The following is a 20510-nucleotide window of genomic DNA, read 5'->3' on the forward strand; positions in this document are numbered from 1 at the left end:
GAACCGTCGGTTCAGCCGGCCGAAGCGCTGCGAAAGTCCCGTCGCTGCGCTTCAAGCGCGCGCGATCGGCGCGACCACCGCGCCCGTGAGCGCCGCCAGGTCGTCCGGAGCCAGCTCGACCTCCAGGCCCCGCCGCCCGGCCGAGACGCAGATGGTGGGGTACGTGCTCGCGGACGCGTCCAGCGCGGTCGGGAGCTTCTTGCGCTGGCCCAGGGGCGAGATGCCGCCCCGTACGTAGCCGGTGGTGCGTTCGGCGGCGGCCGGGTCGGCCATCGCGGCGCGCTTGCCGCCCACCGCCGAGGCCAGGGCCTTGAGGTCCAGGGAGCCGGAGACCGGCACGACGGCGACCGTCAGCGCCCCGTCCACCTCGGCGACGAGGGTCTTGAAGACCTGGCCGGGGTCGACGCCGAGGGCCTGCGCGGCCTCCTCGCCGTAGGACGCGGCGGCGGGGTCGTGCTCGTACGCGTGCAGCGTGAAGGGGGTTCCGGCGGCGGTGAGGGCGACGGTGGCGGGCGTGCCGCCGGACTGCTGCTTCTTGGTCTTCTTCACCGGGCTCTCCGGGCTCTCCGTGGTACGCGGTACGAGATAAGGGCTGACCTCAGTTCGGGCTCGTCGGCCGTCGCGTCAGTTCCACGGCCGGCACCGACGGGAGCTTACCGATGACCGCCGCCTCCGCCCGCAGCACCTTCAGCTCCTCCGCCAGCCGCGACGCGGTGTCCGGGGCCTGGAGCAGCCGCTGCTTGGTGGGGGTGTCCAGCACCGCGGCGGCGGCGACGAGGTACGAGAGGACCGCGGGCTCGTCCGGCAGGTCCGTCTCGCCGGACAGGGACCGTTCGCGCGCTCCGGCCAGCCGCTTCTGGTACGTGCGGAAGGCCCGTATGACGCCGGAGGCGAGCGCTCCGGCGCCGTCGCCTTCCTCCTCCTCGACCTCCTCGACCTCGCCCGTCAGGTACGGGCCGCCGGCGTCGACGGAGAGCAGCCGGAAGCGGGTGGTGCCGGTGGCCAGGACCTCGTACGAGCCGTCGGCGCGCTCCCGGATGGTGGCGGCGTCGGCGGCGCAGCCGACCGTGTAGAAGGCGTTCATCGGGTCGGTTCCGAAGCCGGCCGCGGGGCCGCGCTCCAGCCGGCCCGTCTCGTCCGGCAGGCCCGGCGCGCTGAACGCGACCTCGCGGCCGTCGCGGATGGCGACGACCCCGAAGCGGCGGGGTTCGTCCTCGGGGAGGTCGGCCAGGTCGCGCATGAGCGCGCGGTACCGCTGCTCGAAGACGTTCAGGGGCATCACGAGGCCCGGGAACAGCACCGAGTTCAACGGGAAGAGCGGAAGGCGCGCGGTGGTCACAGCCCGCAAGCCTAATAGCCGCCGGAGCCATCGCGTCCGCCGTTCACTGGCGGCGCAGCGAGCAGGCCGCTCCGAGCCGTCGCTTCCGCCGGTCACCGGCGGCGCAGCGAGCGAGTTCACTGGCGGCGCAGCGAGCGAGCTCACTGGCGCCGCAGCAAGCGGGTCGCTCCGGCGGCCACCGTGGTGGCGAGTATCCAGCCGAGCAGGGTCAGCGCGGTGGCCGCCCACTGGGCGACGCCCATGGGTTTCCAGTACGTGTCCTGGCCCAGCTCGATGACGGGCAGCAGCAGGTCCAGGGCGTACAGCGGCGCGTTCCAGTGCGGGGCCTGGCCGCGTACGAGGGCGTCGGGCGGGTTGAGGGAGAAGTACAGCGCGCCGAGCGCCCACAGCACGGCCATCCATATGAGGGCGCGGCCGGGCTTGTAGCCGTAGGCGACCGTCCAGTCCTGGAGGTAGCCCCACACCTTCCCGGCGAGCGGCAGCGTCTCGCGGCGGCGGCGCTGCTTGGCGAGCAGCGCCTCCCGCGCGTCCGCGTCCTCGCCGCTGCTGCGCAGCGCCCCCGCCAACTGCTCGTACGGCTCGGGCGCGTACTCCGGGGTGGCCGCCGCCACCCACTCCAGCCGCCGCGAGAGCGGGAAGTGGCCGTGCGGGATCAGGGTCTCGTAGGCGAATCCGGCCATCACCAGGCCGCCCGGGCCCGGCCAGCTCGACGCCCGGTCGATGAGGTTGCCGACCTTGGCGCCGGAGAGGACGACCCGGCCGCGCTGCTGCGCCTCGCCGAGGAAGCGCAGCTCGGGCGTCTGGATGCGGCGCAGCGACAGTTCCTGTTCGGTCTCCATGACGAACCGCGCCTGGCTGAAGTCGATGGCGTCGCCGAACCGCCCGTCGTCGAGCCGCACCCCGCCCTGGCACTCGAAGGGCTGCATGCGCGTGCCGCGCTCGGGGGTGACGGGGATGCCGTACGGCGGGGTGGTGCCCGTGCTGAAGGGGGAGGCGCCGGTCAGTCCGGCGGCCGTCATGTAGAGGGTCCGCTCGACGGTGAGCTGCGGGGCGTTGAGGGCGCGCCGCCCGAAGGGGTTGTTGAGCCGGGAGCCGCGGAAGCTCAGCGAGACGCCGATCTGCGCGCCGCGCAGGCTCAGCTCGCCGTACGACTCCATCATCTCGGCCTGAAGGTCTTGTGCGACGGTCAGCCCGTCCGCGGCGATGGACCGGTCGTGCCGGTCCTTGTGCACGGTCATCTGGTTGAGGAGCAGGTCGGTGCCTATGTGGGCGTCGGTGAGGCGGATGCCGTTCTCGACCGTGCAGCGCGCGAGGTGCAGATCGCCCTCGGTGGTCAGCCGCGCCGCCTCCAGCCGGGGGATGGAGCAGCCGATCAGGCGGAGTGTGGTGAAGCGGGACTCGGGCAGCAGGATCTGCTCCTCGAACCGGCAGTTCTGCATCTCGACGTACGGGACGACCGTGCCGCCGGAGAGGTTGAGGACGCCGCTGATCTGCGCGCCGATCAGCTTCAGCGAGGAGACCCGGCCGGGCTGCGCGGGCGGGCCGTTGAGCATGAGCAGCGCGATGACCCGCGCCCGCACCGTGCGCTCGGGGCCCCAGGCGTGCGGGCCGACGGGGTCGTTCTGTTCGGGGTGAGGGGTGCGCAGGTCGTGGGTGCTGCCGTTGCGGAACGCCTGCCACATGCCCCATTCGGCCGTGGTGAGTTCGAGTCCGGCGGGCGGCTCGCTGGGCGGCTCGGACATGGCCACACCCCCTCTGGATTCGCCGTACGCCTGTACGGCACCCCATTCCCGCTGAGTGACTGCTTGAACGCGTGGCGTCAGGGAGAACTCGTCGCGGACATATCAGTGCGTGAGTCGTGGACATATCAGTGCGTGATACGGGGCGTCGGCCGCGGGAGCCGGTCTGCGACAATTGACCGTGTGATCTCCCGAATCGATCTGCGCGGCGCCGCCGCGGCCGAGGGTTCCCCCGCCGCCGGCATCGACCGCGACCTGCTGCCCCGAGCCGAACTCGACGTCGAGGCCGCCCTGGAGAAGGTGCGGCCCATCTGCGAGGACGTGCATCATCGGGGCACCGCGGCGCTGATCGACTACGCGGAGCGGTTCGACGGCGTGCGGATCGACCGGGTCCGGGTGCCCGCCGAGGCCCTGGCCCGCGCCCTGGACGGCCTCGATCCGGACGTACGGGCCGCCCTGGAGGAGTCCATCCGGCGCGCCCGCCTCGTCCACCGCGAACAGCGCCGCACCGACGCGACCGTCAAGGTCGTGCCCGGCGGCACCGTCACGGAGCGCTGGGTCCCCGTCGAGCGCGTCGGCCTGTACGTGCCGGGCGGCAACGCCGTCTACCCCTCGTCCGTCGTCATGAACGTCGTGCCCGCCCAGGAGGCCGGCGTCGCCTCGCTCGCGGTGTCCTCCCCGCCGCAGAAGGACTTCGGCGGCCTGCCGCACCCGACGATCCTCGCCGCGTGCGCGCTGCTCGGTGTGGACGAGGTGTACGCGGCGGGCGGCGCCCAGGCCGTCGCGATGTTCGCGTACGGCACCGAGGAGTGCCGCCCCGCCCAGCTCGTCACGGGCCCCGGCAACATCTGGGTGGCTGCCGCCAAGCGCCTGCTCAAGGGCCGTATCGGCATCGACGCCGAGGCCGGGCCGACCGAGATCGCCATCCTCGCCGACGACACCGCCGACGCCTCTCACGTCGCCGCCGACCTGATCAGCCAGGCCGAGCACGACACGCTGGCCGCCGCCGTCCTCGTCACGCCCTCCGAACCGCTCGCCGAGGCCGTCGAGGCCGCGCTGGCCACGCAGGTCGCGGCCACCAAGCACCGGGAGCGGATCACCGAGGCGCTGGCCGGCCGCCAGTCCGGGATCGTCCTCGTCGACTCCCTCGACCACGGCCTCGCCGTCGTCGACGCGTACGCCGCCGAGCACCTGGAGATCCAGACGGAGAACGCGGCCGAGGTCGCGGCCCGGGTCCGCAACGCGGGCGCCGTCTTCGTCGGCCCGTACGCGCCCGTCTCCCTCGGCGACTACTGCGCCGGCTCCAACCACGTGCTGCCCACCGGCGGCTGCGCCTGCCACTCCTCCGGCCTGTCCGTCCAGTCCTTCCTGCGCGGCATCCATGTCGTGGACTACACCCGCGACGCGCTCGCCGAGGTCACCCGCCATGTGGTGACGCTCGCCGAAGCCGAGGACCTGCCCGCACACGGAGCCGCGCTCAAGGCGAGGTTCGACTGGAAGGTGCCCGAGTAAGTGACCGGCAACCCCACTCCGCCTCCGGCCCGGATCGACGACCCCACTCCGCCTCCGGCCCGGATCGACGACCTCCCCATCCGGGACGAGCTGCGCGGCAAGTCCCCGTACGGGGCGCCCCAGCTCGACGTGCCCGTACGGCTGAACACCAACGAGAGCCCGTACCCGCTGCCCGAACCGCTGGTCGAGCGGATCGCCGAGCGTGTCGCCGAGGCCGCCCGCGCCCTCAACCGCTACCCCGACCGGGACGCCGCCCTGCTGCGCCGCGAACTCGCCGCGTACCTCACGCGCACCGCGGGGCACGCCGTCGCCACCGAGAACGTGTGGGCGGCCAACGGCTCCAACGAGATCATCCAGCAGTTGCTCCAGACCTTCGCCGGGCCCGGCCGCACGGCGATCGGCTTCGAGCCCTCGTACTCGATGCACGCGCTCATCTCGCGCGGCACGGGCACGGGCTGGATCTCCGGCCCCCGCCACGACGACTTCACCATCGACGCCGACGCGGCCGTGCGGACCATCGCCGAGCGCCGCCCCGACGTGGTCTTCGTCTGCTCGCCCAACAACCCCACCGGCACCGCCGTCGACGCGGAGGCCGTGCTGCGGCTGCACGACGCCGCCCAGGAGGCCCGCGGCGGGCGCGGCGCGCTCGTCGTCGTCGACGAGGCGTACGGCGAGTTCAGCCACCGCCCCTCGCTGCTCCCGCTCATCGAGGGCCGCCCCAACCTCGTCGTCTCCCGCACCATGTCCAAGGCGTTCGGCGCCGCCGGGCTGCGCCTGGGCTATCTCGCCGCCGACCCCGCCGTGGTCGACGCCGTCCAGCTCGTCCGCCTGCCGTACCACCTGTCCTCCGTCACGCAGGCCACCGCGCTGGCCGCCCTGGAGCACACCGATACGCTGCTCGGGTACGTACGGCAGCTCAAGTCCGAACGCGACCGCCTGGTCACCGAGTTGCGCGCCATCGGCTGCCAGGTCACCGACTCGGACGCCAACTTCGTGCAGTTCGGCCTGTTCGACGGCGAGGGCGGCGCGCAGGCCGCCTGGCAGGCCATCCTCGACCAGGGCGTCCTCGTCCGCGACAACGGCGTGCCGGGATGGCTGCGGGTCACGGCCGGCACCCCGGCGGAGAACGACGCGTTCCTGGACGCGGTGCGCACGCTTTTCAAGGACCGCGGTACCACGCAGGGCCGCACCACGAAGGAGACCAAGCGATGAGTCGCGTCGGGCGCGTGGAGCGCACCACCAAGGAGACCTCGGTCCTCGTCGAGATCGACCTCGACGGCACGGGCCGGGTGGACGTCTCGACCGGGGTCGGCTTCTACGACCACATGCTCGACCAGCTCGGCCGCCACGGCCTCTTCGACCTCAAGGTCAAGACCGACGGCGACCTGCACATCGACACCCACCACACCATCGAGGACACCGCCCTCGCGCTCGGCGCCGCCTTCCGGCAGGCGCTCGGCGACAAGGTGGGCATCTACCGCTTCGGCAACTGCACAGTGCCGCTGGACGAATCCCTCGCCCAGGTCACCGTCGACCTCTCCGGCCGCCCCTACCTGGTGCACACGGAGCCCGAGAACATCGCGCCGATGATCGGCACGTACGACACGACGATGACCCGGCACATCCTGGAGTCCTTCGTCGCCCAGGCCCAGGTCGCGCTGCACGTCCACGTGCCGTACGGGCGCAACGCGCACCACATCGTGGAGTGCCAGTTCAAGGCGCTGGCCCGAGCCCTGCGGTACGCGGCGGAACGCGACCCGCGGGCCGCCGGAATCCTCCCCTCCACGAAGGGCGCACTGTGAGCGAGGCACACGCGGCCACCGGGCCGCGGACGATCGCGATGGCCGCACCTTTGCGCCGCGTGGGCGGAGAAGCGAACGGAGAAGCAGCACTGTGAACGGCCTGTCCACCATTCTGATCGTCGTGGGGCTCTTCCTCGCCGGCGGCGTCTACTCCTTCTGGAAGCAGAAGATGTCGATGAGCCTCATCGTGCTCCTCTCGATCGGCACCGTGATGTGCCTGGTCGCGGGCGTGATGCGGCTGCAAGGAGTCTGGGACTGATGCAGACCTCCCCCAAAAAGGTCGTCGTCTTCGACTACGGATTCGGCAACGTACGCTCTGCCGAGCGGGCCCTCGCGCACGTCGGCGCGGACGTCGAGATCACCCGTGACTACGACCGGGCGATGAACGCAGACGGGCTCCTGGTGCCCGGCGTCGGCGCGTTCGCCGCCTGCATGGCGGGGCTCCGCGAGGCCCGCGGCGACTGGATCGTCGGCCGCCGTCTCGCCGGGGGCCGCCCGGTCATGGGCATCTGCGTCGGCATGCAGATCCTCTTCCAGCGCGGCATCGAGCACGGCGTGGAGACCGAGGGCCTGGACGAGTGGCCCGGCGTCGTGGAACCGCTCAAAGCGCCCGTCGTGCCGCACATGGGCTGGAACACCGTCGAACCGGCCGAGGGCTCCCGGCTGTTCGAGGGCCTGGACGCGGGCGTGTACTACTACTTCGTGCACTCCTACGCGGTGCGCGAGTGGGGCTTCGAGATCTCCAACGACCACATCGACCCCCCGAAGGTCACGTGGGCGACGCACGGGGAACCGTTCGTCGCCGCGGTCGAGAACGGCCCGCTGTGGGCCACCCAGTTCCACCCCGAGAAGTCCGGCGACGCCGGAGCCACGCTGCTGAGCAATTGGCTCAAGACCCTCTAGGACCTGCCTCCATGAGCTCCAACCGCCTCGAACTCCTCCCCGCCGTCGACGTCCGCGACGGCCAGGCCGTCCGCCTCGTACACGGCGAGTCCGGCTCCGAGACGACCTACGGCGACCCCCTGGCGGCGGCGCTCGCCTGGCAGCGGGCGGGCGCCGAGTGGCTGCATCTGGTGGACCTCGACGCGGCCTTCGGCACCGGCGACAACCGGGACCGGATCGCCGAGGTCGCGCAGGCCATGGACATCAAGGTCGAGCTGTCCGGCGGCATCCGCGACGACGCCTCGCTCGCCGCGGCCCTCGCCACCGGCTGCACCCGCGTCAACCTCGGCACCGCCGCCCTGGAGACCCCGGAGTGGGTCGCCCGGATCATCGCCGAGCACGGGGACCGCATCGCCGTCGGCCTCGACGTGCGCGGCACCACCTTGCGCGGGCGCGGCTGGACCCGGGACGGCGGCGACCTGTACGAGACCCTGGCGCGCCTCGACTCCGAGGGCTGCGCCCGCTACGTCGTCACCGACATCGCCAAGGACGGCACGCTCCAGGGCCCCAACCTGGAGCTGCTGCGCAACGTGTGCGCCGCCACCGACAAGCCCGTCGTCGCCTCCGGCGGCGTCTCCTCCCTTGACGACCTGCGCGCGCTCGCCACGCTGGTACCGCAGGGGGTCGAAGGCGCCATCGTCGGCAAGGCCCTTTACGCCAAGGCGTTCACCTTGGAAGAAGCGTTGGAGGCTGTGTCCGTATGACCGCACCCGAGCCCGTACAGCGCGTGAGTTCCCATTCGCCTTATGAGGAAGCCTTCGGATACTCGCGGGCCGTGCGGCTCGGCAGCGGACTGGTGCTGGTGTCCGGCTGTACCTCGGTCGTGGACGGCGCCATAGCGCACGAGGGCGACCCGTACGAGCAGGCCCGCGCCGCTTTCGGGGTGGCCTTCGAGGCGCTGGAGAAGTTCGGCCTCGGCCCCGCCGACGTGGTACGGACCCGGATGTACCTCACCCACGCCCGTGACGTGGACGCCGTGGGCCGTGCCCACAAGGAACTGTTCGACGCGGTCCGGCCGGCCGCCTCGATGATCGTCGTATCCGGCTTCGTCGACTCCCGCATGGTCGTCGAGGTCGAAGTGGAAGCATTCCGAGGAGCCTGAACCATGACCCTCGCGGTCCGAGTGATCCCCTGCCTGGACGTGGACGGCGGCCGGGTGGTCAAGGGCGTCAACTTCCAGAACCTGCGCGACGCGGGCGACCCCGTGGAGATGGCCAAGATCTACGGCGAGGAGGGCGCCGACGAGCTGACGTTCCTCGACATCACCGCCTCCTCCGGCAACCGCGAGACCACCTACGACGTGGTGCGCCGCACCGCCGAGCAGGTCTTCATCCCGCTGACGGTCGGCGGCGGCGTCCGCACCGCCGACGATGTCGACAAACTGCTGCGCGCCGGAGCCGACAAGGTCGGCGTCGCCACCGCCGCCATCGAGCGGCCCGAGCTGATCCGGGAGATCGCCGAACGGTTCGGCAGCCAGGTCCTCGTCCTCTCCGTCGACGCCCGCCGCACCGACGCGGGCACCGCGTCCGGCTTCGAGGTCACCACCCACGGCGGCCGCCGCGGTACGGGCCTCGACGCCGTCGAATGGGCGCACCGCGCGGCGGAGTTGGGGGCGGGGGAGATCCTCCTCAACGCCATGGACGCCGACGGCACCAAGGACGGCTACGACACGGAGATGATCGCGGCCGTACGCCGCCACGTCACCACCCCGGTCATCGCCAGCGGCGGCGCGGGCCGCCTCGAACACTTCGCCCCGGCGGTCGCGGCGGGCGCCGACGCGGTCCTGGCCGCCTCCGTCTTCCACTTCGGCGACCTGCGCATCGGTGAGGTCAAGGACGCGCTGCGAACGGCCGGCCAGCCGGTTCGCTGACGGTCGGGGCCGGGCCTCTGGTTCGGCCGCGCTGTCGCCCACGGGGCGGGTGGCGGCCGAGTCGGCCGTGCTGTCGCCCCACAGGGCGGGCACATGCCGGAGCGCCTTTCCCGCGGCCCGTGTGACGAATGGCTGAATCGTCGGCTCCGGGTCCGGTGTTCCACCGGTCGGTGGGGCTACGCTGAGCAGTGCACCGTGAGTCGCCCCGGCGAGGTGGAACTGGCCACAGCGGCGGCTCCGACGGGCAGACGCGAATCGAGGCGCCCGGAGCCATCCGTCATCGGGCAACTTTGGCTCTGTAGCCAGCCCTGCTTCGGCGCGCCTCGCGGTGCATTCCCCACGGGCCCGGCCCTCGCTCGTTCACGTGAATCGAGAGGCGCCGGAACGGATTTTCCATGTCTGTTATGTCGCGTGATGTCCTCGCGGCCCAGAGCGTGCTCGATCTGGCCTCGCGTACGGACGGTTTCGACATCCTGGAACTGCTGCATGATCTGACGACGCACACGGTCAGCCTGCTGGGCCTGCGCTCGGCCGGGGTCACCATCCTCGACGAGGCCGGCGAGGTCGACTATCTCACCGCCTCCGACGAGGCGTGCAGGCATCTGGAGGAAGACCAGATCGAACTCGGCGAAGGTCCCTGCCTGGACGCCGCCCGCACCGGCGCCCCGCTGGCCCCTGTCCTGCTGCGCGCCACCTACCCCGGCCACCAGCTCTGGCCTCGCTTCTCGCCCCGCGCGCTGAGCGCCGGTATCACCAGCGTCGCCGCCGTGCCCCTGCGCACTCCGCAGCACGGGCTCGGAGCCCTCAACTTGATGAGCGCCGGGCGCGTACCGACGCGGGAGGAGTTACGCCTGGCGCAGGTGCTGGCCGACGCCGCCGGCAGCTCCCTGCACCACCGGCAGACGCTGCGCAGCAAGGACGAGCTCATCAACCAACTGGAGACGGCCCTGGAATCCCGCATCGTGATCGAACAGGCCAAAGGCGTCATCTCCTCCAGACTGGCCATCGACGTGGAAGAGGCGTTCGCCCGGCTGCGCCACCACGCCCGCGGCCGGCAACTGAAACTCACCGAACTGGCCGCCGAGGTGGCGCGAGGGGTCGTACCGGTCGAACTCGACACCACACGCTGACATGCCACGCGACGAATGGGATGACGCCATGGACGGCACCCCATTACCCGACGATGGCCCGGCCGCCTTCCTGGCGCGCGTCGAGTGGGCCGCGCGCGACGGACAAGGTCCGGGAGACCTACTCGCTCCGGGCGCCGCCCGGCTGCTCGGCCTGGACGCCCTCACCTTGAGTATCTGTGCTCATGACGGGCACCTCGAACTGCTGTGGGGCGACCCGGAGAGCGGGCTCGGCACCGATCTGGAGACCCTCCAGTACACCCTGGGCGACGGCCCCACCCTGGAGGCCGCGCGGCACGGCCGCCTGCTGCACGAGCCGGACGTGCTGGTCACCGACCCGCACCGCTGGCCCCTCTTCCTGCCCGCCGCTTCCCGCACCCCGCTCCGTGCCGTCGTCGCCCAGCCACTGCGGCTCGGCGCCGCCCTCATCGGTGTGCTCGCCGGCTACCGCACCACCCCCGGCCCCCTCACCACCGCCCAACTGCGCGGTCTGCACCGCCTGGGGCGCAGGCTCCTCCTCCTCCTCCTGCACAGCGACCAGGCCGGCGCGGACGAACCGACCGGCCTGCGGCTGTACCGCGCCGAAGTCCACCAGGCCACCGGATTCCTCGCCGCCGAACTCGGCATCTCCCTGGAAGAAGCCCTCCTGCGCCTGCGCGCCCATGCCGCCGCGGAGGACCAGTCCCTCTCCGATCTCGCCCAGGCCGTCCTCACCCGCCGCCTGCCCGCCGGCACCTTCAACCGCGCCACGTGAGGAGAGCCGCGTACTCGTCTCCCCGGGTGGGGCGGCGGGTGCGCGGCTCTTCTGGGTTGCTCAGGCGTCGCGTCCGGCGGTGAAGGCGACGAAGGCGCTCCACGCGGTGGGCGAGACGGTGACCACGGGGCCGTGGGGGGTTTTGCTGTCGCGGATGGGGACGATGCCGTGGGTGTCGTGCCCTTTCGTTGGGGTCAGGCGTCGCGTCCGGTGGTGAAGGCGACGAAGGCGCTCCACGCGGTGGGCGAGACGGTGACCACGGGGCCGTGGGGGGTTTTGCTGTCGCGGATGGGGACGATGCCGTGGGTGTCGAAATCGGTGGACGTCACAGGGTGCCCTTTCGCGTCTGGTTGATCAGGTCTACGGACGCCGCCTGGGACAGCGCCTCGGCCTGAAGGTGATGGTAGGACCTCAACATGGGTAGCACCGAAGCGCTTTCCCGGTCGAGGTGCCCTTGAGCTTGGGATTCCGCGTACGCGACAACGGTCCGGTCCGGCAATGTCAGCAGATTGACCGGCAGATAGAACGGTCGCCGTGCCCCTATGTCGAAGGGCGAAATCTGTAGCACTGTGTTGGGAAGTTCGGCGAACTCGACCAGGCGGCGCATCTGATCGCCCATGACCTTCGCCCCACCGACCCAATGCCTGATGCAGCTCTCGTCCATCACGACCAGCATGGTCGGAGGGCGCAGCCGTTCCAGAGCTGCCTGACGCTCCGCGAGGAACGAGACACGCTCAGCCGCGTGCTCAGGCGAAATCGTCCCGCGTCGCACATGGCTCTCCGCCAGCGTCTGCGCGTACTCCGGCGTCTGGAGGAGGCCGGGGATGAGGCCGATGTCGAACAGACGGATCTCCACCGCTCGGCCCTCGTACGCGACGTACTCCGGGAAGCCCTCCAGCAACGCGCTGTGCCGAATGTCCCGCCACTCGCGCTCGAACGAATCGGCGGAGTCGGCGGTGCCGAAGGCGATATCAAGCTGGCGCGAGAACGGGAGAGTTGGCGGTTTCCGGCCAGTTTCGACGGCCGACACGTGCTGGCTGGAGTACTCCGTCTTTGCCGCCAGATCTTCCTGGCTCCACCCGTGATCCTCCCGCCGCCTGCGGACATGGGCTCCGTACGCTTCTCGCGGGCTGCCCTCGGGGTTCAGTTCCTTGCGATTGACCATGGTGCCGGCCGTCCCTTCCTTCTTCCCCGATTAGTTGAAGAGTCCCCGTATTCAGGCCACTCTGAACCCCTCAGTGGCTGAGCCGCTACGGAGAGGAGCAGCGGTGGCCGGAAAGAACCATCCCACAAACAGTCATGCCTATTGGGGTGAAATCACTCCAACGAGGGGCGAAGACAATGTGGTTGACGCGGTGCTCCGCGCCGGCGGCGCGTGGGCCATGGCACCGGCGTACTGGCCGGCGGCGAGTGAGTGCCGGACCGACCGGGCCGTACTGGCGCGCGTACGGTGCGAGTTGGGGCGGATGAAGTGGCTGTTCTCGTGAGGAGCGCGGCGCGGGCGGTGCTGTCGCGGCTGATGGCCGAGCACGGGGTCGACGGGATGCTGGTGTTCCCCAAGTGGTCGGCGGTGGAAGGGCGGTTGAGCGCCCCCGCGAGCGTGGCGAAGCCTCCGCCGCCGCCCGGCTCGATCGCGTTCCCGCCGTGTCAGTGCCCCGAGCACCGGGAGGGGCGGGGACGGGCGGATACGGACGTACGGCTGGGCGTACGCGGCGTCGGCGGCGCGAGGCGCGGGGGCGGACGGTGAGCCGGCCCGCGTCGGCCGGCTTCCGTTGGGCCTGCCGCGTGGCGGCGCGGTGGTGGGTGGTGTGCGAGGGGCGGCTGCGGCGGCGGCTCCTCGGGCCGGAAGCGGAACAGGACACGAGGAGGATGCGCCGATGAACCGCGTCTACCGGTACGTACCGTGGAAGATTGAACTAGACCCATTGGCCCTGCCCGTCTACCGGGCCGACTGTGTCACGGGGGAGGAGACGGATTGCGGCGAGATGATCCGCTCCGGCGGTCCGGAATGGATCGAGGAGTGGATGCGACGGCACACGCAGGAGACGGGGCACACCCGTTACTGCCGGACCGTGACCGAGTACGTGACGCTGGAGCCGCCGCCGGGCTGCGAACGGCGCCCGGCCATCGGCGAGACGACGCCGACCCTGCTCGTACTCCCTTCCCGGCCGACGAGCGGCGGCGCGGGGTGACCCTGGCCCGGGTCTCGGCGCTCGTCGTCACCATGGCCTCGTTCGTGAGCGTGCTCGCGTTCGCGCTCGCGCTGATCGTCTCCGTCCGCCCCTGAGGCCCCTGCTTGCCCCTGGTGCCACGGTCCGCCCTGATGCCACGGTCCGTCCTGATGCCAGGGGCAGCCCCTGGCATCACGGGCCTGGCCCTGGCATCACGGGCAGACCCTGGCAGAAGGACCATGAAAGCGCGTCAGGAACCGGTCCGGAGCCAGACGCCCGCCCCGGCCGGCAGGCCGAAGCGAACCCCCAGGGGGCCGGGCCGCCCGTCGGCGGTCCGATGGGGGCGGGGCACATGGCCGCGCTCCAGCGGACCGTGGGCAACGGCGCCGCCGCCGCGTTGATCGCGCGGGGCGGCCACCCCGAAGACCAGGCGCGGCACGGCCACACGGCGAACGCCGGCACCGTGGCCGCCGTGCCCGTACAGCGGCTGTTCAAGAGCAGCAAGAGCGGCAAGAGCGGCAAGAGCGGCAAGAGCGGCAAGAAGGGGCAGACGTCCGACAGCGGGCTCGTGCCGCAGTCCAGTGCGCAGGCGGCGGCCCACGCGGCCCCGCCGGTGGCCGTACACCCCGCCGACGACCCCCTGCGGCGCGACGAGCTGAAATTCCCGGACCCGCTCGCGGGGGGCGCCGACCGTTTCGCGGACTTGCTCAAGAACGCGCGGAAGTCGGGGGGCCGAAGGGGAATTGCGGGTCCGCGCCGACCACGAGCTGGCGTTCCAAAGATTCCTGATGAACTCCACCGACGAGCCCCTGGAAGAAGCCATCGCCATCCGCAATGGCTTCATCAGCAAGAAGAGCCTTTCCGTGCGCTCAAGTACGGGCGAACTGAAGGACCAGTTGCAGGGCGAGGTGAGCCGGCTCCGTACGGAACTCGACAAGCGCAAGGCCGCCGACCGATCGCAGAAGATGATTCCGGGACAGCGCGAGCAGCGGGTGCTCCCCGCCCTGCGGTCCGGGGGCGACGAGCCCGTACTGGCTCCGGAGGACTGGCCGGTCTACAACGCGCTGAAGGGTCGCGCGGTCGACTGGACGAAACTCCACGACGTGCAGTGCAGGCGATATCGCTGATCCTGGTGGAGCGGCGCGGCGCTGATGTCCCGCAACCGGCCGGCCGGGCTTCCGGCCTACGGCGAGGCGGCGGTCCACTGGAAGCCCGGCCTTCGGGACCGCGTCACGCTCACCCCGATCGACAGTTGGCAGAACGGCGTCGGCGGCGCACGCGGGGTCACCGGTTCACGGGACCTGTATCCACTGCTGGCCCACGGCCCCGAACAAGTGGTGCGGCTGACCGTCGCCGAGGCCACGGATTTCCGCTTCGACCCGGAGATGAAGAGCCAGATCGCCAGCGGCAGCGTGAACGAATTGCAGGAGTACTTCGAGGCCCGGATCCACGGGCCGCTGAACTGGTCCGAGATCGACCGCATCGTGCTGCACCGCTCGACGTGGACCCAGGAGCAGAAGACCCACCTCGAATTGTTCGCCCGGAAATTTCGCCCGGAAATACGGCCTCGACATTCGGGTGGAGACCCACTGAGAACGGGGGTTGACGAAGGCCGTGCGGATCGCGTGGCCTCAGCGGCCGCGCGACGATCGCGGAAATCCCTGCCTCCCCCGGCAAGGGTCAAGAAACGGGCGCGAGGGCCCACGGGCTGAGAACCACGGCCCCTCGGCCGCCTTGGGCGGCATTGAGCAGATGCTCGGAACTGAAACGGCCGCCGTAGCCGATGACGCGCCCGCCGAGCATCGGCGCGACCAGATCACGCAGGAACGGGCCGTCGGCCGTTTCGACGATTCCAGCGGCGACGCGTTCCTGGACCAGCCACCCCTGATGCGCGGCGTCGCCCACCGTGCGCTTCCAGAGCGCCGGGGGAGTGTCGACCCCCATGACGACGGATTCGCCGCGGCAACTGTAGGGGGCCTTGAGCACCAGCCGTTCCCGTTCGGCGGTCGCGTCGGCGGCGGTGATGCCGTCACCGAGTTTCCGGCTGAACGGCACCAGAGCGTCCAGGGCCGCGCACTCCCGCTGGGTGAACAGATAGCGGAAACGCGGGTCCGACAACGCGGCGAGGCACAGCTTGTTCTCCGCGACCCAACGCGCCGCGAGCGCGTTGGGAATCACCAGGTCTCCGTCACAGGCGCGGGCGCAGAACGCCTCCCAGCCCCGGACGTCGTCGGGGGCGAGGGGAATGTACTTCAAATACCCCAAACGCAGCTCGTCGCCGTCCGGCGCGCCGGGCGAGAGGAGTACGGGCCGCTGGCCGCGGTCCCGTAGCTGCCGCGCCATCTGCGCGAATTCGAACCGCCCCCGGGTATGGAAGAGCCCCACTTGCCGCCCGGCCCGGCGCGCGACGCCGCGCGCCTGACCGTAATCGAGAAGCCAGTCGGCGAACCACGTCGGAGACTCCAGCGGCGCCGGGGGCACGCCCCATTCCTCCAGGACCCGCCCGAAGGCCGATTCCCGCCAGAAACGGGTCAGCATTCCCATATTGAGCATGCCGCCGGGGCTGCTGGCGTTGAATTCCAGCACCCGCACCGTGCCCAGGGTCTCCCCGAGCAGATCCGGGCGGCACCAGTCCACCTCCAGCCGCTCGGGGGCGGGCTCCGCCCGCACCCACCGGTCCAGCGCCTCCGGCACATCGAGGAAATCCCGCAGCCGCCCATCGCCCGCATATCGGCGCACCAATTCGCGCAGGCAGCGCACCACCGTCTGAATCCGATCCCGCAGCACGGGCTCGACCCGAGGGTCCAGCACCGACACGGCCGGGACCACCCCCGGCCTGCTCCCGTCCGAAAGCCGCAGATCCTCCGCCACCACGCGGCTCCGCACATACCCGAACCCGTCGAGCACCTGCCGCCCCGCGGCCGTCGCACCCCCCGCCGCCCCCGCCAACGCCACCACGTCCCCCTCCACCCCGAACAACGGCAGCCCCTCACCCCCCTCCACCAACGCGCTCCGCTCCACACCTACGACCCTCCGGCATAAGGGGCCGGGGGGCTCGGTGGCGCCATGGCGCGTTAGGCAGGAAGAGTGAGTCCCCCGTTTCTCGTCCGCGCGTGCCGGGCCGGGCCCGGCACGAGGCGGCTGACTACGCCGGTTCCACCTCGATGTCCGGAGCGTCACCGAACTGCTGCATCACTGCGTCTTTGGTGGTCGTCACTGCGGATGGATACCCGGCTGCTGCCGCCACCTCCGCCATCACCTGGGCACGGGCGCCGTCGGGTCCGAGCCGACGTATGAGGTCAGCGAGTTCGGAGACGCGGTCCATCGTCATCACCCTGTCCCATCAGTACAGTCCCGGCGTCTCAACTTGGTTCTCCGCGCCCCGTTGCAGGTGTGCAGGAAGCCTGCCAGAGCCCGCCGCCAGGCGAGGCTCTTGTGGTACGACCAGGCGTTGTCGGTCAGGACCCGCTCGGCGCGGTCGATGCCCGCGGCCTGGAGGGAGGCGGCGGCCCGGTGCAGGAAGGCCGCGCGCGTTCGTAGCGGCGGATCACCGTCCCGGTGGCCCGGCCCCGGCCCAGAAAGGACCCAGTCGGTCCAGGCCGGCCAGGGCGCGGTGCACTGTCGAGGCGGGCAGGCCCAGGTTCGGGCCGGTGCGGGCCGAGCCGAGCCATGGCACTGTCGGTGGGCGAGGGCAGACTGGCCACATGACGTCATCTCGCAACAGCTCTCGGCACCTCCGTGCCGATCTCGCCTGGGTGCGGTCGATGGGCGGCCCGTTGATCGTCATTCCGGCATCGGCTGTGGACCAGTGGGGCGGCTGCACGGAGGACGGGGTCATCGTCGGCGGAACGGAAGTCCCCGACGACTACGACCGCGCGTGCGGTGTCGGCGGCTGGGCTGGGACCGTCGCCGTCGGCGGCGAAGCTTCCGGGCTGGTCCTGGCCGACGAGCCGGCCACGACCTGCTACCTCTCCGATCAGCACGTCTTCGTGCGGTGGCTCGCCGCTGACTCCGACGTCGAACTCCTTGATGCCGCGAGGGCCGTCTTGGACGACCCCGCCACCGAGTGGGAGGAGTGCGGGGTGTGGGAGACCGATGGATCGGCGATTCTCCTGGACTCCGCCGTAGCCGGAGCGGACCTCGCCGTGGAGTACCCGGACCGGGGCGGCCTGCCGGAGCAGGCCCAGGTTTCTGTGCCCGCCGGACGCTGGAGCGTTCGCGCGACGCATAAGACGGGCGACTACCCGTGGGTAGGGGTGGTCCAACTACGTCCGGTATGACGCCTGCGTATCCGAGCCGCGGGCCACCTTGCCGCGCAGGCGACGAGCCTGACGACTCCTGTCGCTCGCCGCTCGTGGCGAAGGAGCGGGCCCGAGGAGCCGTCGCAGGACGGCCGGGGTCCTCTGGACACGGAGACCGAGCAGGGCGCAGCGCACCGCGCGGCTCCGGACGGCAGGACGGTCGCCCCCTGATCGCCGAGCCATCCACTGAGCGCCGGGGCCACGCCGCCACGCGTCCATAGCGCAGAAGACATCGAGCGAAGTGAAGTCCGTGCTGGTCACCGCGGTTTCCTCCGCTCGGGAGTCGCAGCCGCCGGCTCACCGGCACCGGAGGGCGGCAGCCGCACTACGCAGCCCCGCCGCCTGGCGGACACGCTTCTCTCAGTGGTCACCCGCTGCCACCGGGGCCGGGGGCAGCGCCGCCGGGCCACCAACGACAGGGGCAAGAAGCCATACCGGCCCCAGAGATCACGAACCCAATGCGGGCTCGGCCCAGAAGGTAATGGGCGCTGATGCGGCTATCCGCTGACCGGCGCGGCGGTCGGGGCCTGGGGCCCCGCGCCCGTGTTCACGGCGTCGGCGGTGGTCATCGTGCTCGGCGCGGGGGCCGGGCTGTGCGCGCCACGTCTGCGGCGGGCCGAACTGCCGCGCTGAGGGGAGGGCGGCAACCGCGCAGGCACGAGAAACCCCGCCCACGCGCCTCGGAGGAGAGCGCGTGGACGGGGAAGGCCCGCCGTGCCCCGCTAGTAGGTCATGCTCACTCGCAGGCCGTTCGTGACCACCCTCGGCGCCGGGGTTTCGGTCGGCACCTCATAGTCGTTGAGGTGGACCGTCGAGACATGCCCGCAGTCGTCGCAGATGAGGCTGGCGATGGCGTGCCCCTGATCATTCACTCCCCCCAGCGTCCACGTGTGCCGCACCTGGCATGCGCGGCAGGGCGAGCCGTTGAGCCGCTGGGCGTATCCGTCGAGTTGTAGGACTTGCTGTGCGTTCACTGGCTACTCCTGATCGGCCTACAGGCCACCGGGGTCGTAGATGTAGTGGCATTTGTTGCATTTGTAGTTGCCGTGTCCGGTGTCCTCCAACTGCCCGTCACAGCCTGGCATGGGGCAAGGCATGGTTCCTCCGGTTGCTCAGGCGTAGGACTACGGTCCCACGTCCGGACAATCCGGTGCTGACCTATGGCGCAACTGCCCGAGTCGCCCCCGCCCTGCATGGCCCTGTACGCCTATGGCCCTGTACGCCCCTGGCCGGGACTCGGCGGGGCACTCCGCTCGCGTACGTGCGGACACTGACGGGCGGCCGACCGGCGCGGCGGTCGGGGCCCGGGGCTCCGCGCGCCGCTTCTGCGGCGGGCCGAACTGCCGCGCTGGGTGGGTCTGTTGGGGCGCCCGTAGGCGCCGTCGGCCAGGTTCACCGGACAGTCGTGGTGTCGCGGGAAATCGATTGACGCCCCGACGGGCGCTCGTGAACCATCTCCGTCCGTGACGACGGACACTCATCAGGAACAGCAGCCCGCCCCCAGCCACGGGGGCTCTGGCCGCCGGCCGGTCGCCCTGCTCACCGGGGTGGGCCGCACCGTCGGCATCGGCGCGGGGATCGCGCGGCGGCTGGCCGCGTCGGGGTGGGACGTCGCCTTCACCTACTGGACGCCCTACGACGAGCGCATGAGCTGGGGGAGCGAGCCCGGGGCGGCGGAGGCGATCGGCCGGGAACTGGCCGAGCGCGGTGCGTCCACCCTCGCGATCGAGGCGGATCTCGCCGAGCCGGAGACCCCGGCACGCGTCTTCGACCGGGTCGAAGAGCGCATGGGCGGCGTCACGGCGCTGGTGATGAGCCACTGCGAATCCGTCGACTCGGGGCTGCTCGACACCACCGTGGAGAGCTTCGACCGGCACTTCGCCGTCAACGCGCGCGCCACGTGGCTGCTCATCCGCGAGTTCGGGCGCCGCTTCGCCGCGGAGCGGGGGACCGGCCGGATCATCAGCCTCACCAGTGATCACACCGTCGGCAACCTGCCCTACGGGGCCAGCAAAGGCGCCCTGGACCGCATCACCCTGGCCGCCGCCCACGAACTCGCCCACCTCGGCGTGACCGCCAACGCGATCAACCCCGGCCCGATCGACACCGGATGGATGCCCGAGGACCTCCGAGAACACTGCATCCGCAACACCCCGCGCGGCCGGCTCGGCACCCCCCAGGACACCGCCCACCTCGTGGACTTCCTCTGCTCGAAGAAAGGCGAGTGGATCAACGGCCAACTGCTCATCAGCAACGGCGGCCTCACGTAAGAGCCTGTGTCTCTTCCTCTTCCCCTGATGTGGATCTGTAGGGCGACGACCAGGACGACACGGCGGGCCACCGGTGAACGGCACGCACGTCGTGCTCCACGACCCCCACGGCCAGAACGAGGCCCAACTCCCGCTGGTCCGCGCCCCGCACGAAGCGCTCGTCACCGCCGTCCTCGCCTGGAAGGCCCCGCGTCTCACCCCGCGCGATTACCAGCAGATCGCCCTCCATCTGACCGGCCACGCCCGCGCGGTCGCCGCCGGAGTCCGGCGCCATGCCGCCGTGCTGCCCAAGGACGACGGCCGCGGCGCCCTCGCCGAAGTCGTCCTCCGCGAAACGGACGGCTGCCTGTCCGCGCCCTCAGACCGCCTCGGCCGGGAGGCGCCGTGACCGCTGTGCCGCGCCCTCTTGCGGTCCGGCAGGGGCTGTTCGTTCCGTACGTCACGGCCTGGAGCGGGGAGCGGGAGGTCTCGCGCGCGGACCTGCTGCTGGACACCGGCGGCCTGCGTTGCCGCACCGAGCACGCCGAAGACCGGGACCCGCTCGGTGGGCTGTGGGAGCGGTGGACGGACGACCCCGGGGACGGAGCCCCGCTCTGGAGGACCGTCAATTCCGAACGGCAGCGCACCGCGATGGAGCATCTCCGATGCCAGGTGTGCGGCGGCCGGGCCAGCCACACCGGCAA

The 20510-nt window shown here is 71.3% G+C and carries 26 protein-coding genes and 1 pseudogene; 17 read left to right on the plus strand and 10 right to left on the minus strand.

All coding sequences use genetic code 11. The annotated features are described in order from the left end of the window. Nucleotides 1-51: 51 nt before the first annotated feature. From ybaK to IF55_RS22600, 3 genes are all read right to left on the minus strand, one after another. Complete coding sequence (ybaK, locus tag IF55_RS22590; RefSeq protein ID WP_030883504.1) at nt 52-549, minus strand: Cys-tRNA(Pro) deacylase; 498 nt, start codon at nt 547-549, stop codon at nt 52-54. 49 nt (nt 550-598) lie between these two features. Further along, nucleotides 599-1339, minus strand: a complete 741-nt coding sequence (locus IF55_RS22595; protein WP_030883501.1) for an LON peptidase substrate-binding domain-containing protein — start codon at nt 1337-1339, stop codon at nt 599-601. A gap of 140 nt (nt 1340-1479) precedes the next feature. Continuing rightward, nucleotides 1480-3081, minus strand: coding sequence for a hypothetical protein (locus tag IF55_RS22600; RefSeq protein ID WP_030883500.1), 1602 nt, complete (start codon nt 3079-3081; stop codon nt 1480-1482). Between the two features lie 180 nt (nt 3082-3261). On the opposite strand from IF55_RS22600, the gene hisD reads away from it, so the two are divergent. The 10 genes from hisD (at nt 3262) to IF55_RS22650 (ending at nt 11085) form a co-directional block, all read left to right on the plus strand. Continuing rightward, nucleotides 3262-4590, plus strand: coding sequence for a histidinol dehydrogenase (gene hisD, locus IF55_RS22605; protein WP_030883498.1), 1329 nt, complete (start codon nt 3262-3264; stop codon nt 4588-4590). Between the two features lie 33 nt (nt 4591-4623). Beyond that, nucleotides 4624-5802 carry a histidinol-phosphate transaminase gene (locus IF55_RS22610; RefSeq protein WP_030883496.1) on the plus strand — a complete coding sequence of 393 codons (1179 nt, stop codon included), beginning with the start codon at nt 4624-4626 and terminating at the stop codon, nt 5800-5802. After that, nucleotides 5799-6392: an imidazoleglycerol-phosphate dehydratase HisB gene (hisB, locus tag IF55_RS22615; RefSeq protein WP_030883493.1), complete on the plus strand. Its 594-nt coding sequence runs from the start codon at nt 5799-5801 to the stop codon at nt 6390-6392. Before IF55_RS22610 ends, hisB begins: the two co-directional genes overlap by 4 nt. 91 nt (nt 6393-6483) lie before the next feature. Continuing rightward, a complete protein-coding gene (locus IF55_RS39820; protein WP_030883492.1) occupies nt 6484-6651 on the plus strand; it encodes a hypothetical protein in 168 nt (55 codons plus the stop codon). Then, complete coding sequence (gene hisH / locus IF55_RS22625) at nt 6651-7295, plus strand: imidazole glycerol phosphate synthase subunit HisH (RefSeq protein ID WP_030883491.1); 645 nt, start codon at nt 6651-6653, stop codon at nt 7293-7295. The genes IF55_RS39820 and hisH overlap by 1 nt, the downstream gene beginning before the upstream one ends. Nucleotides 7296-7306: 11 nt before the next feature. Then, nucleotides 7307-8038 carry a bifunctional 1-(5-phosphoribosyl)-5-((5-phosphoribosylamino)methylideneamino)imidazole-4-carboxamide isomerase/phosphoribosylanthranilate isomerase PriA gene (priA, locus tag IF55_RS22630; protein ID WP_030883489.1) on the plus strand — a complete coding sequence of 244 codons (732 nt, stop codon included), beginning with the start codon at nt 7307-7309 and terminating at the stop codon, nt 8036-8038. After that, on the plus strand, nt 8035-8436 hold the full coding sequence (locus tag IF55_RS22635) for a RidA family protein (protein ID WP_030883486.1): 402 nt from the start codon (nt 8035-8037) through the stop codon (nt 8434-8436). Before priA ends, IF55_RS22635 begins: the two co-directional genes overlap by 4 nt. Before the next feature lie 3 nt (nt 8437-8439). Then, entirely contained in the window at nt 8440-9204 is a 765-nt protein-coding gene (gene hisF, locus IF55_RS22640) for an imidazole glycerol phosphate synthase subunit HisF (protein WP_030883484.1), read from the plus strand. Nucleotides 9205-9608: 404 nt separating this feature from the next. Continuing rightward, the gene (locus IF55_RS22645; RefSeq protein WP_245661330.1) at nt 9609-10334 is read left to right on the plus strand and encodes an ANTAR domain-containing protein; all 726 of its coding nucleotides are present in this window, start codon (nt 9609-9611) and stop codon (nt 10332-10334) included. Between the two features lies 1 nt (nt 10335). Further along, nucleotides 10336-11085, plus strand: a complete 750-nt coding sequence (locus tag IF55_RS22650) for a GAF and ANTAR domain-containing protein (RefSeq protein WP_245661332.1) — start codon at nt 10336-10338, stop codon at nt 11083-11085. Nucleotides 11086-11145: 60 nt separating this feature from the next. On the opposite strand, the gene IF55_RS37495 is transcribed toward IF55_RS22650, so the two are convergent. Genes IF55_RS37495 through IF55_RS22655 form a run of 3 tightly spaced genes read right to left on the minus strand, consistent with a single transcriptional unit; the run spans nt 11146 to nt 12250 of the window. Next, complete coding sequence (locus IF55_RS37495; protein ID WP_078644975.1) at nt 11146-11322, minus strand: DUF397 domain-containing protein; 177 nt, start codon at nt 11320-11322, stop codon at nt 11146-11148. Next, complete coding sequence (locus IF55_RS37500) at nt 11280-11414, minus strand: DUF397 domain-containing protein (RefSeq protein ID WP_078644978.1); 135 nt, start codon at nt 11412-11414, stop codon at nt 11280-11282. Before IF55_RS37500 ends, IF55_RS37495 begins: the two co-directional genes overlap by 43 nt. Beyond that, on the minus strand, nt 11411-12250 hold the full coding sequence (locus IF55_RS22655) for a helix-turn-helix domain-containing protein (RefSeq protein ID WP_030883478.1): 840 nt from the start codon (nt 12248-12250) through the stop codon (nt 11411-11413). Before IF55_RS22655 ends, IF55_RS37500 begins: the two co-directional genes overlap by 4 nt. Before the next feature lie 306 nt (nt 12251-12556). Here IF55_RS22655 and IF55_RS22660 point away from each other — a divergent pair, with 306 nt between their 5' ends. From IF55_RS22660 to IF55_RS22680, 4 genes are all read left to right on the plus strand, one after another. Next, nucleotides 12557-12832 (plus strand): hypothetical protein, encoded by a 276-nt coding sequence (locus tag IF55_RS22660; RefSeq protein WP_157854381.1) that lies wholly within the window; start codon nt 12557-12559, stop codon nt 12830-12832. 130 nt (nt 12833-12962) lie between these two features. Next, nucleotides 12963-13277 carry a DUF7848 domain-containing protein gene (locus IF55_RS22665; protein WP_157854379.1) on the plus strand — a complete coding sequence of 105 codons (315 nt, stop codon included), beginning with the start codon at nt 12963-12965 and terminating at the stop codon, nt 13275-13277. Nucleotides 13278-14044: 767 nt separating this feature from the next. Then, nucleotides 14045-14383: a hypothetical protein gene (locus IF55_RS22675; RefSeq protein WP_157854377.1), complete on the plus strand. Its 339-nt coding sequence runs from the start codon at nt 14045-14047 to the stop codon at nt 14381-14383. A gap of 24 nt (nt 14384-14407) precedes the next feature. Beyond that, nucleotides 14408-14968 (plus strand): hypothetical protein, encoded by a 561-nt coding sequence (locus IF55_RS22680; protein ID WP_030883466.1) that lies wholly within the window; start codon nt 14408-14410, stop codon nt 14966-14968. On the opposite strand, the gene IF55_RS22685 is transcribed toward IF55_RS22680, so the two are convergent. From IF55_RS22685 to IF55_RS41495, 3 genes and pseudogenes are all read right to left on the minus strand, one after another. Then, nucleotides 14937-16277, minus strand: a complete 1341-nt coding sequence (locus IF55_RS22685) for a hypothetical protein (RefSeq protein ID WP_030883463.1) — start codon at nt 16275-16277, stop codon at nt 14937-14939. The genes IF55_RS22680 and IF55_RS22685 overlap by 32 nt on opposite strands. Nucleotides 16278-16401: 124 nt before the next feature. Continuing rightward, nucleotides 16402-16587, minus strand: a complete 186-nt coding sequence (locus IF55_RS22690; RefSeq protein ID WP_030883461.1) for a hypothetical protein — start codon at nt 16585-16587, stop codon at nt 16402-16404. A gap of 77 nt (nt 16588-16664) precedes the next feature. Beyond that, nucleotides 16665-16923, minus strand: a pseudogene (locus IF55_RS41495) (hypothetical protein); the annotation flags it as partial. A 37-nt stretch (nt 16924-16960) separates the two neighbouring features. Here IF55_RS41495 and IF55_RS22695 point away from each other — a divergent pair. After that, the gene (locus IF55_RS22695) at nt 16961-17536 is read left to right on the plus strand and encodes an Imm21 family immunity protein (protein ID WP_048832317.1); all 576 of its coding nucleotides are present in this window, start codon (nt 16961-16963) and stop codon (nt 17534-17536) included. Between the two features lie 743 nt (nt 17537-18279). Here IF55_RS22695 and IF55_RS22700 read toward each other — a convergent pair. Further along, entirely contained in the window at nt 18280-18531 is a 252-nt protein-coding gene (locus IF55_RS22700; protein WP_030883458.1) for a hypothetical protein, read from the minus strand. 489 nt (nt 18532-19020) lie between these two features. Here IF55_RS22700 and IF55_RS22705 point away from each other — a divergent pair, with 489 nt between their 5' ends. Then, complete coding sequence (locus tag IF55_RS22705) at nt 19021-19827, plus strand: SDR family oxidoreductase (RefSeq protein WP_030883456.1); 807 nt, start codon at nt 19021-19023, stop codon at nt 19825-19827. Nucleotides 19828-19900: 73 nt separating this feature from the next. Next, nucleotides 19901-20215 (plus strand): hypothetical protein, encoded by a 315-nt coding sequence (locus tag IF55_RS22710; protein ID WP_048832318.1) that lies wholly within the window; start codon nt 19901-19903, stop codon nt 20213-20215. Nucleotides 20216-20510: the final 295 nt, after the last annotated feature.

Origin of the sequence: Streptomyces varsoviensis, from assembly GCF_000718635.1 — a bacterium.
In the GTDB taxonomy this organism is placed as follows: Bacteria; Actinomycetota; Actinomycetes; order Streptomycetales; family Streptomycetaceae; genus Streptomyces; species Streptomyces varsoviensis.

What these genes read in the sequence shown, in the direction of transcription:
- IF55_RS22600 (WP_030883500.1), bottom strand. Translation starts at nt 3,081, where the DNA reads ATGTCCGAGCCGCCCAGCGAGCCGCCCGCCGGACTCGAACTCACCACG.
- hisB (WP_030883493.1), top strand. Translation starts at nt 5,799, where the DNA reads ATGAGTCGCGTCGGGCGCGTGGAGCGCACCACCAAGGAGACCTCGGTC.
- hisH (WP_030883491.1), top strand. Translation starts at nt 6,651, where the DNA reads ATGCAGACCTCCCCCAAAAAGGTCGTCGTCTTCGACTACGGATTCGGC.
- priA (WP_030883489.1), top strand. Translation starts at nt 7,307, where the DNA reads ATGAGCTCCAACCGCCTCGAACTCCTCCCCGCCGTCGACGTCCGCGAC.
- IF55_RS22635 (WP_030883486.1), top strand. Translation starts at nt 8,035, where the DNA reads ATGACCGCACCCGAGCCCGTACAGCGCGTGAGTTCCCATTCGCCTTAT.
- hisF (WP_030883484.1), top strand. Translation starts at nt 8,440, where the DNA reads ATGACCCTCGCGGTCCGAGTGATCCCCTGCCTGGACGTGGACGGCGGC.
- IF55_RS22645 (WP_245661330.1), top strand. Translation starts at nt 9,609, where the DNA reads ATGTCGCGTGATGTCCTCGCGGCCCAGAGCGTGCTCGATCTGGCCTCG.
- IF55_RS22650 (WP_245661332.1), top strand. Translation starts at nt 10,336, where the DNA reads ATGCCACGCGACGAATGGGATGACGCCATGGACGGCACCCCATTACCC.
- IF55_RS22655 (WP_030883478.1), bottom strand. Translation starts at nt 12,250, where the DNA reads ATGGTCAATCGCAAGGAACTGAACCCCGAGGGCAGCCCGCGAGAAGCG.
- IF55_RS22665 (WP_157854379.1), top strand. Translation starts at nt 12,963, where the DNA reads ATGAACCGCGTCTACCGGTACGTACCGTGGAAGATTGAACTAGACCCA.
- IF55_RS22675 (WP_157854377.1), top strand. Translation starts at nt 14,045, where the DNA reads ATGAACTCCACCGACGAGCCCCTGGAAGAAGCCATCGCCATCCGCAAT.
- IF55_RS22680 (WP_030883466.1), top strand. Translation starts at nt 14,408, where the DNA reads ATGTCCCGCAACCGGCCGGCCGGGCTTCCGGCCTACGGCGAGGCGGCG.
- IF55_RS22690 (WP_030883461.1), bottom strand. Translation starts at nt 16,587, where the DNA reads ATGACGATGGACCGCGTCTCCGAACTCGCTGACCTCATACGTCGGCTC.
- IF55_RS22695 (WP_048832317.1), top strand. Translation starts at nt 16,961, where the DNA reads ATGACGTCATCTCGCAACAGCTCTCGGCACCTCCGTGCCGATCTCGCC.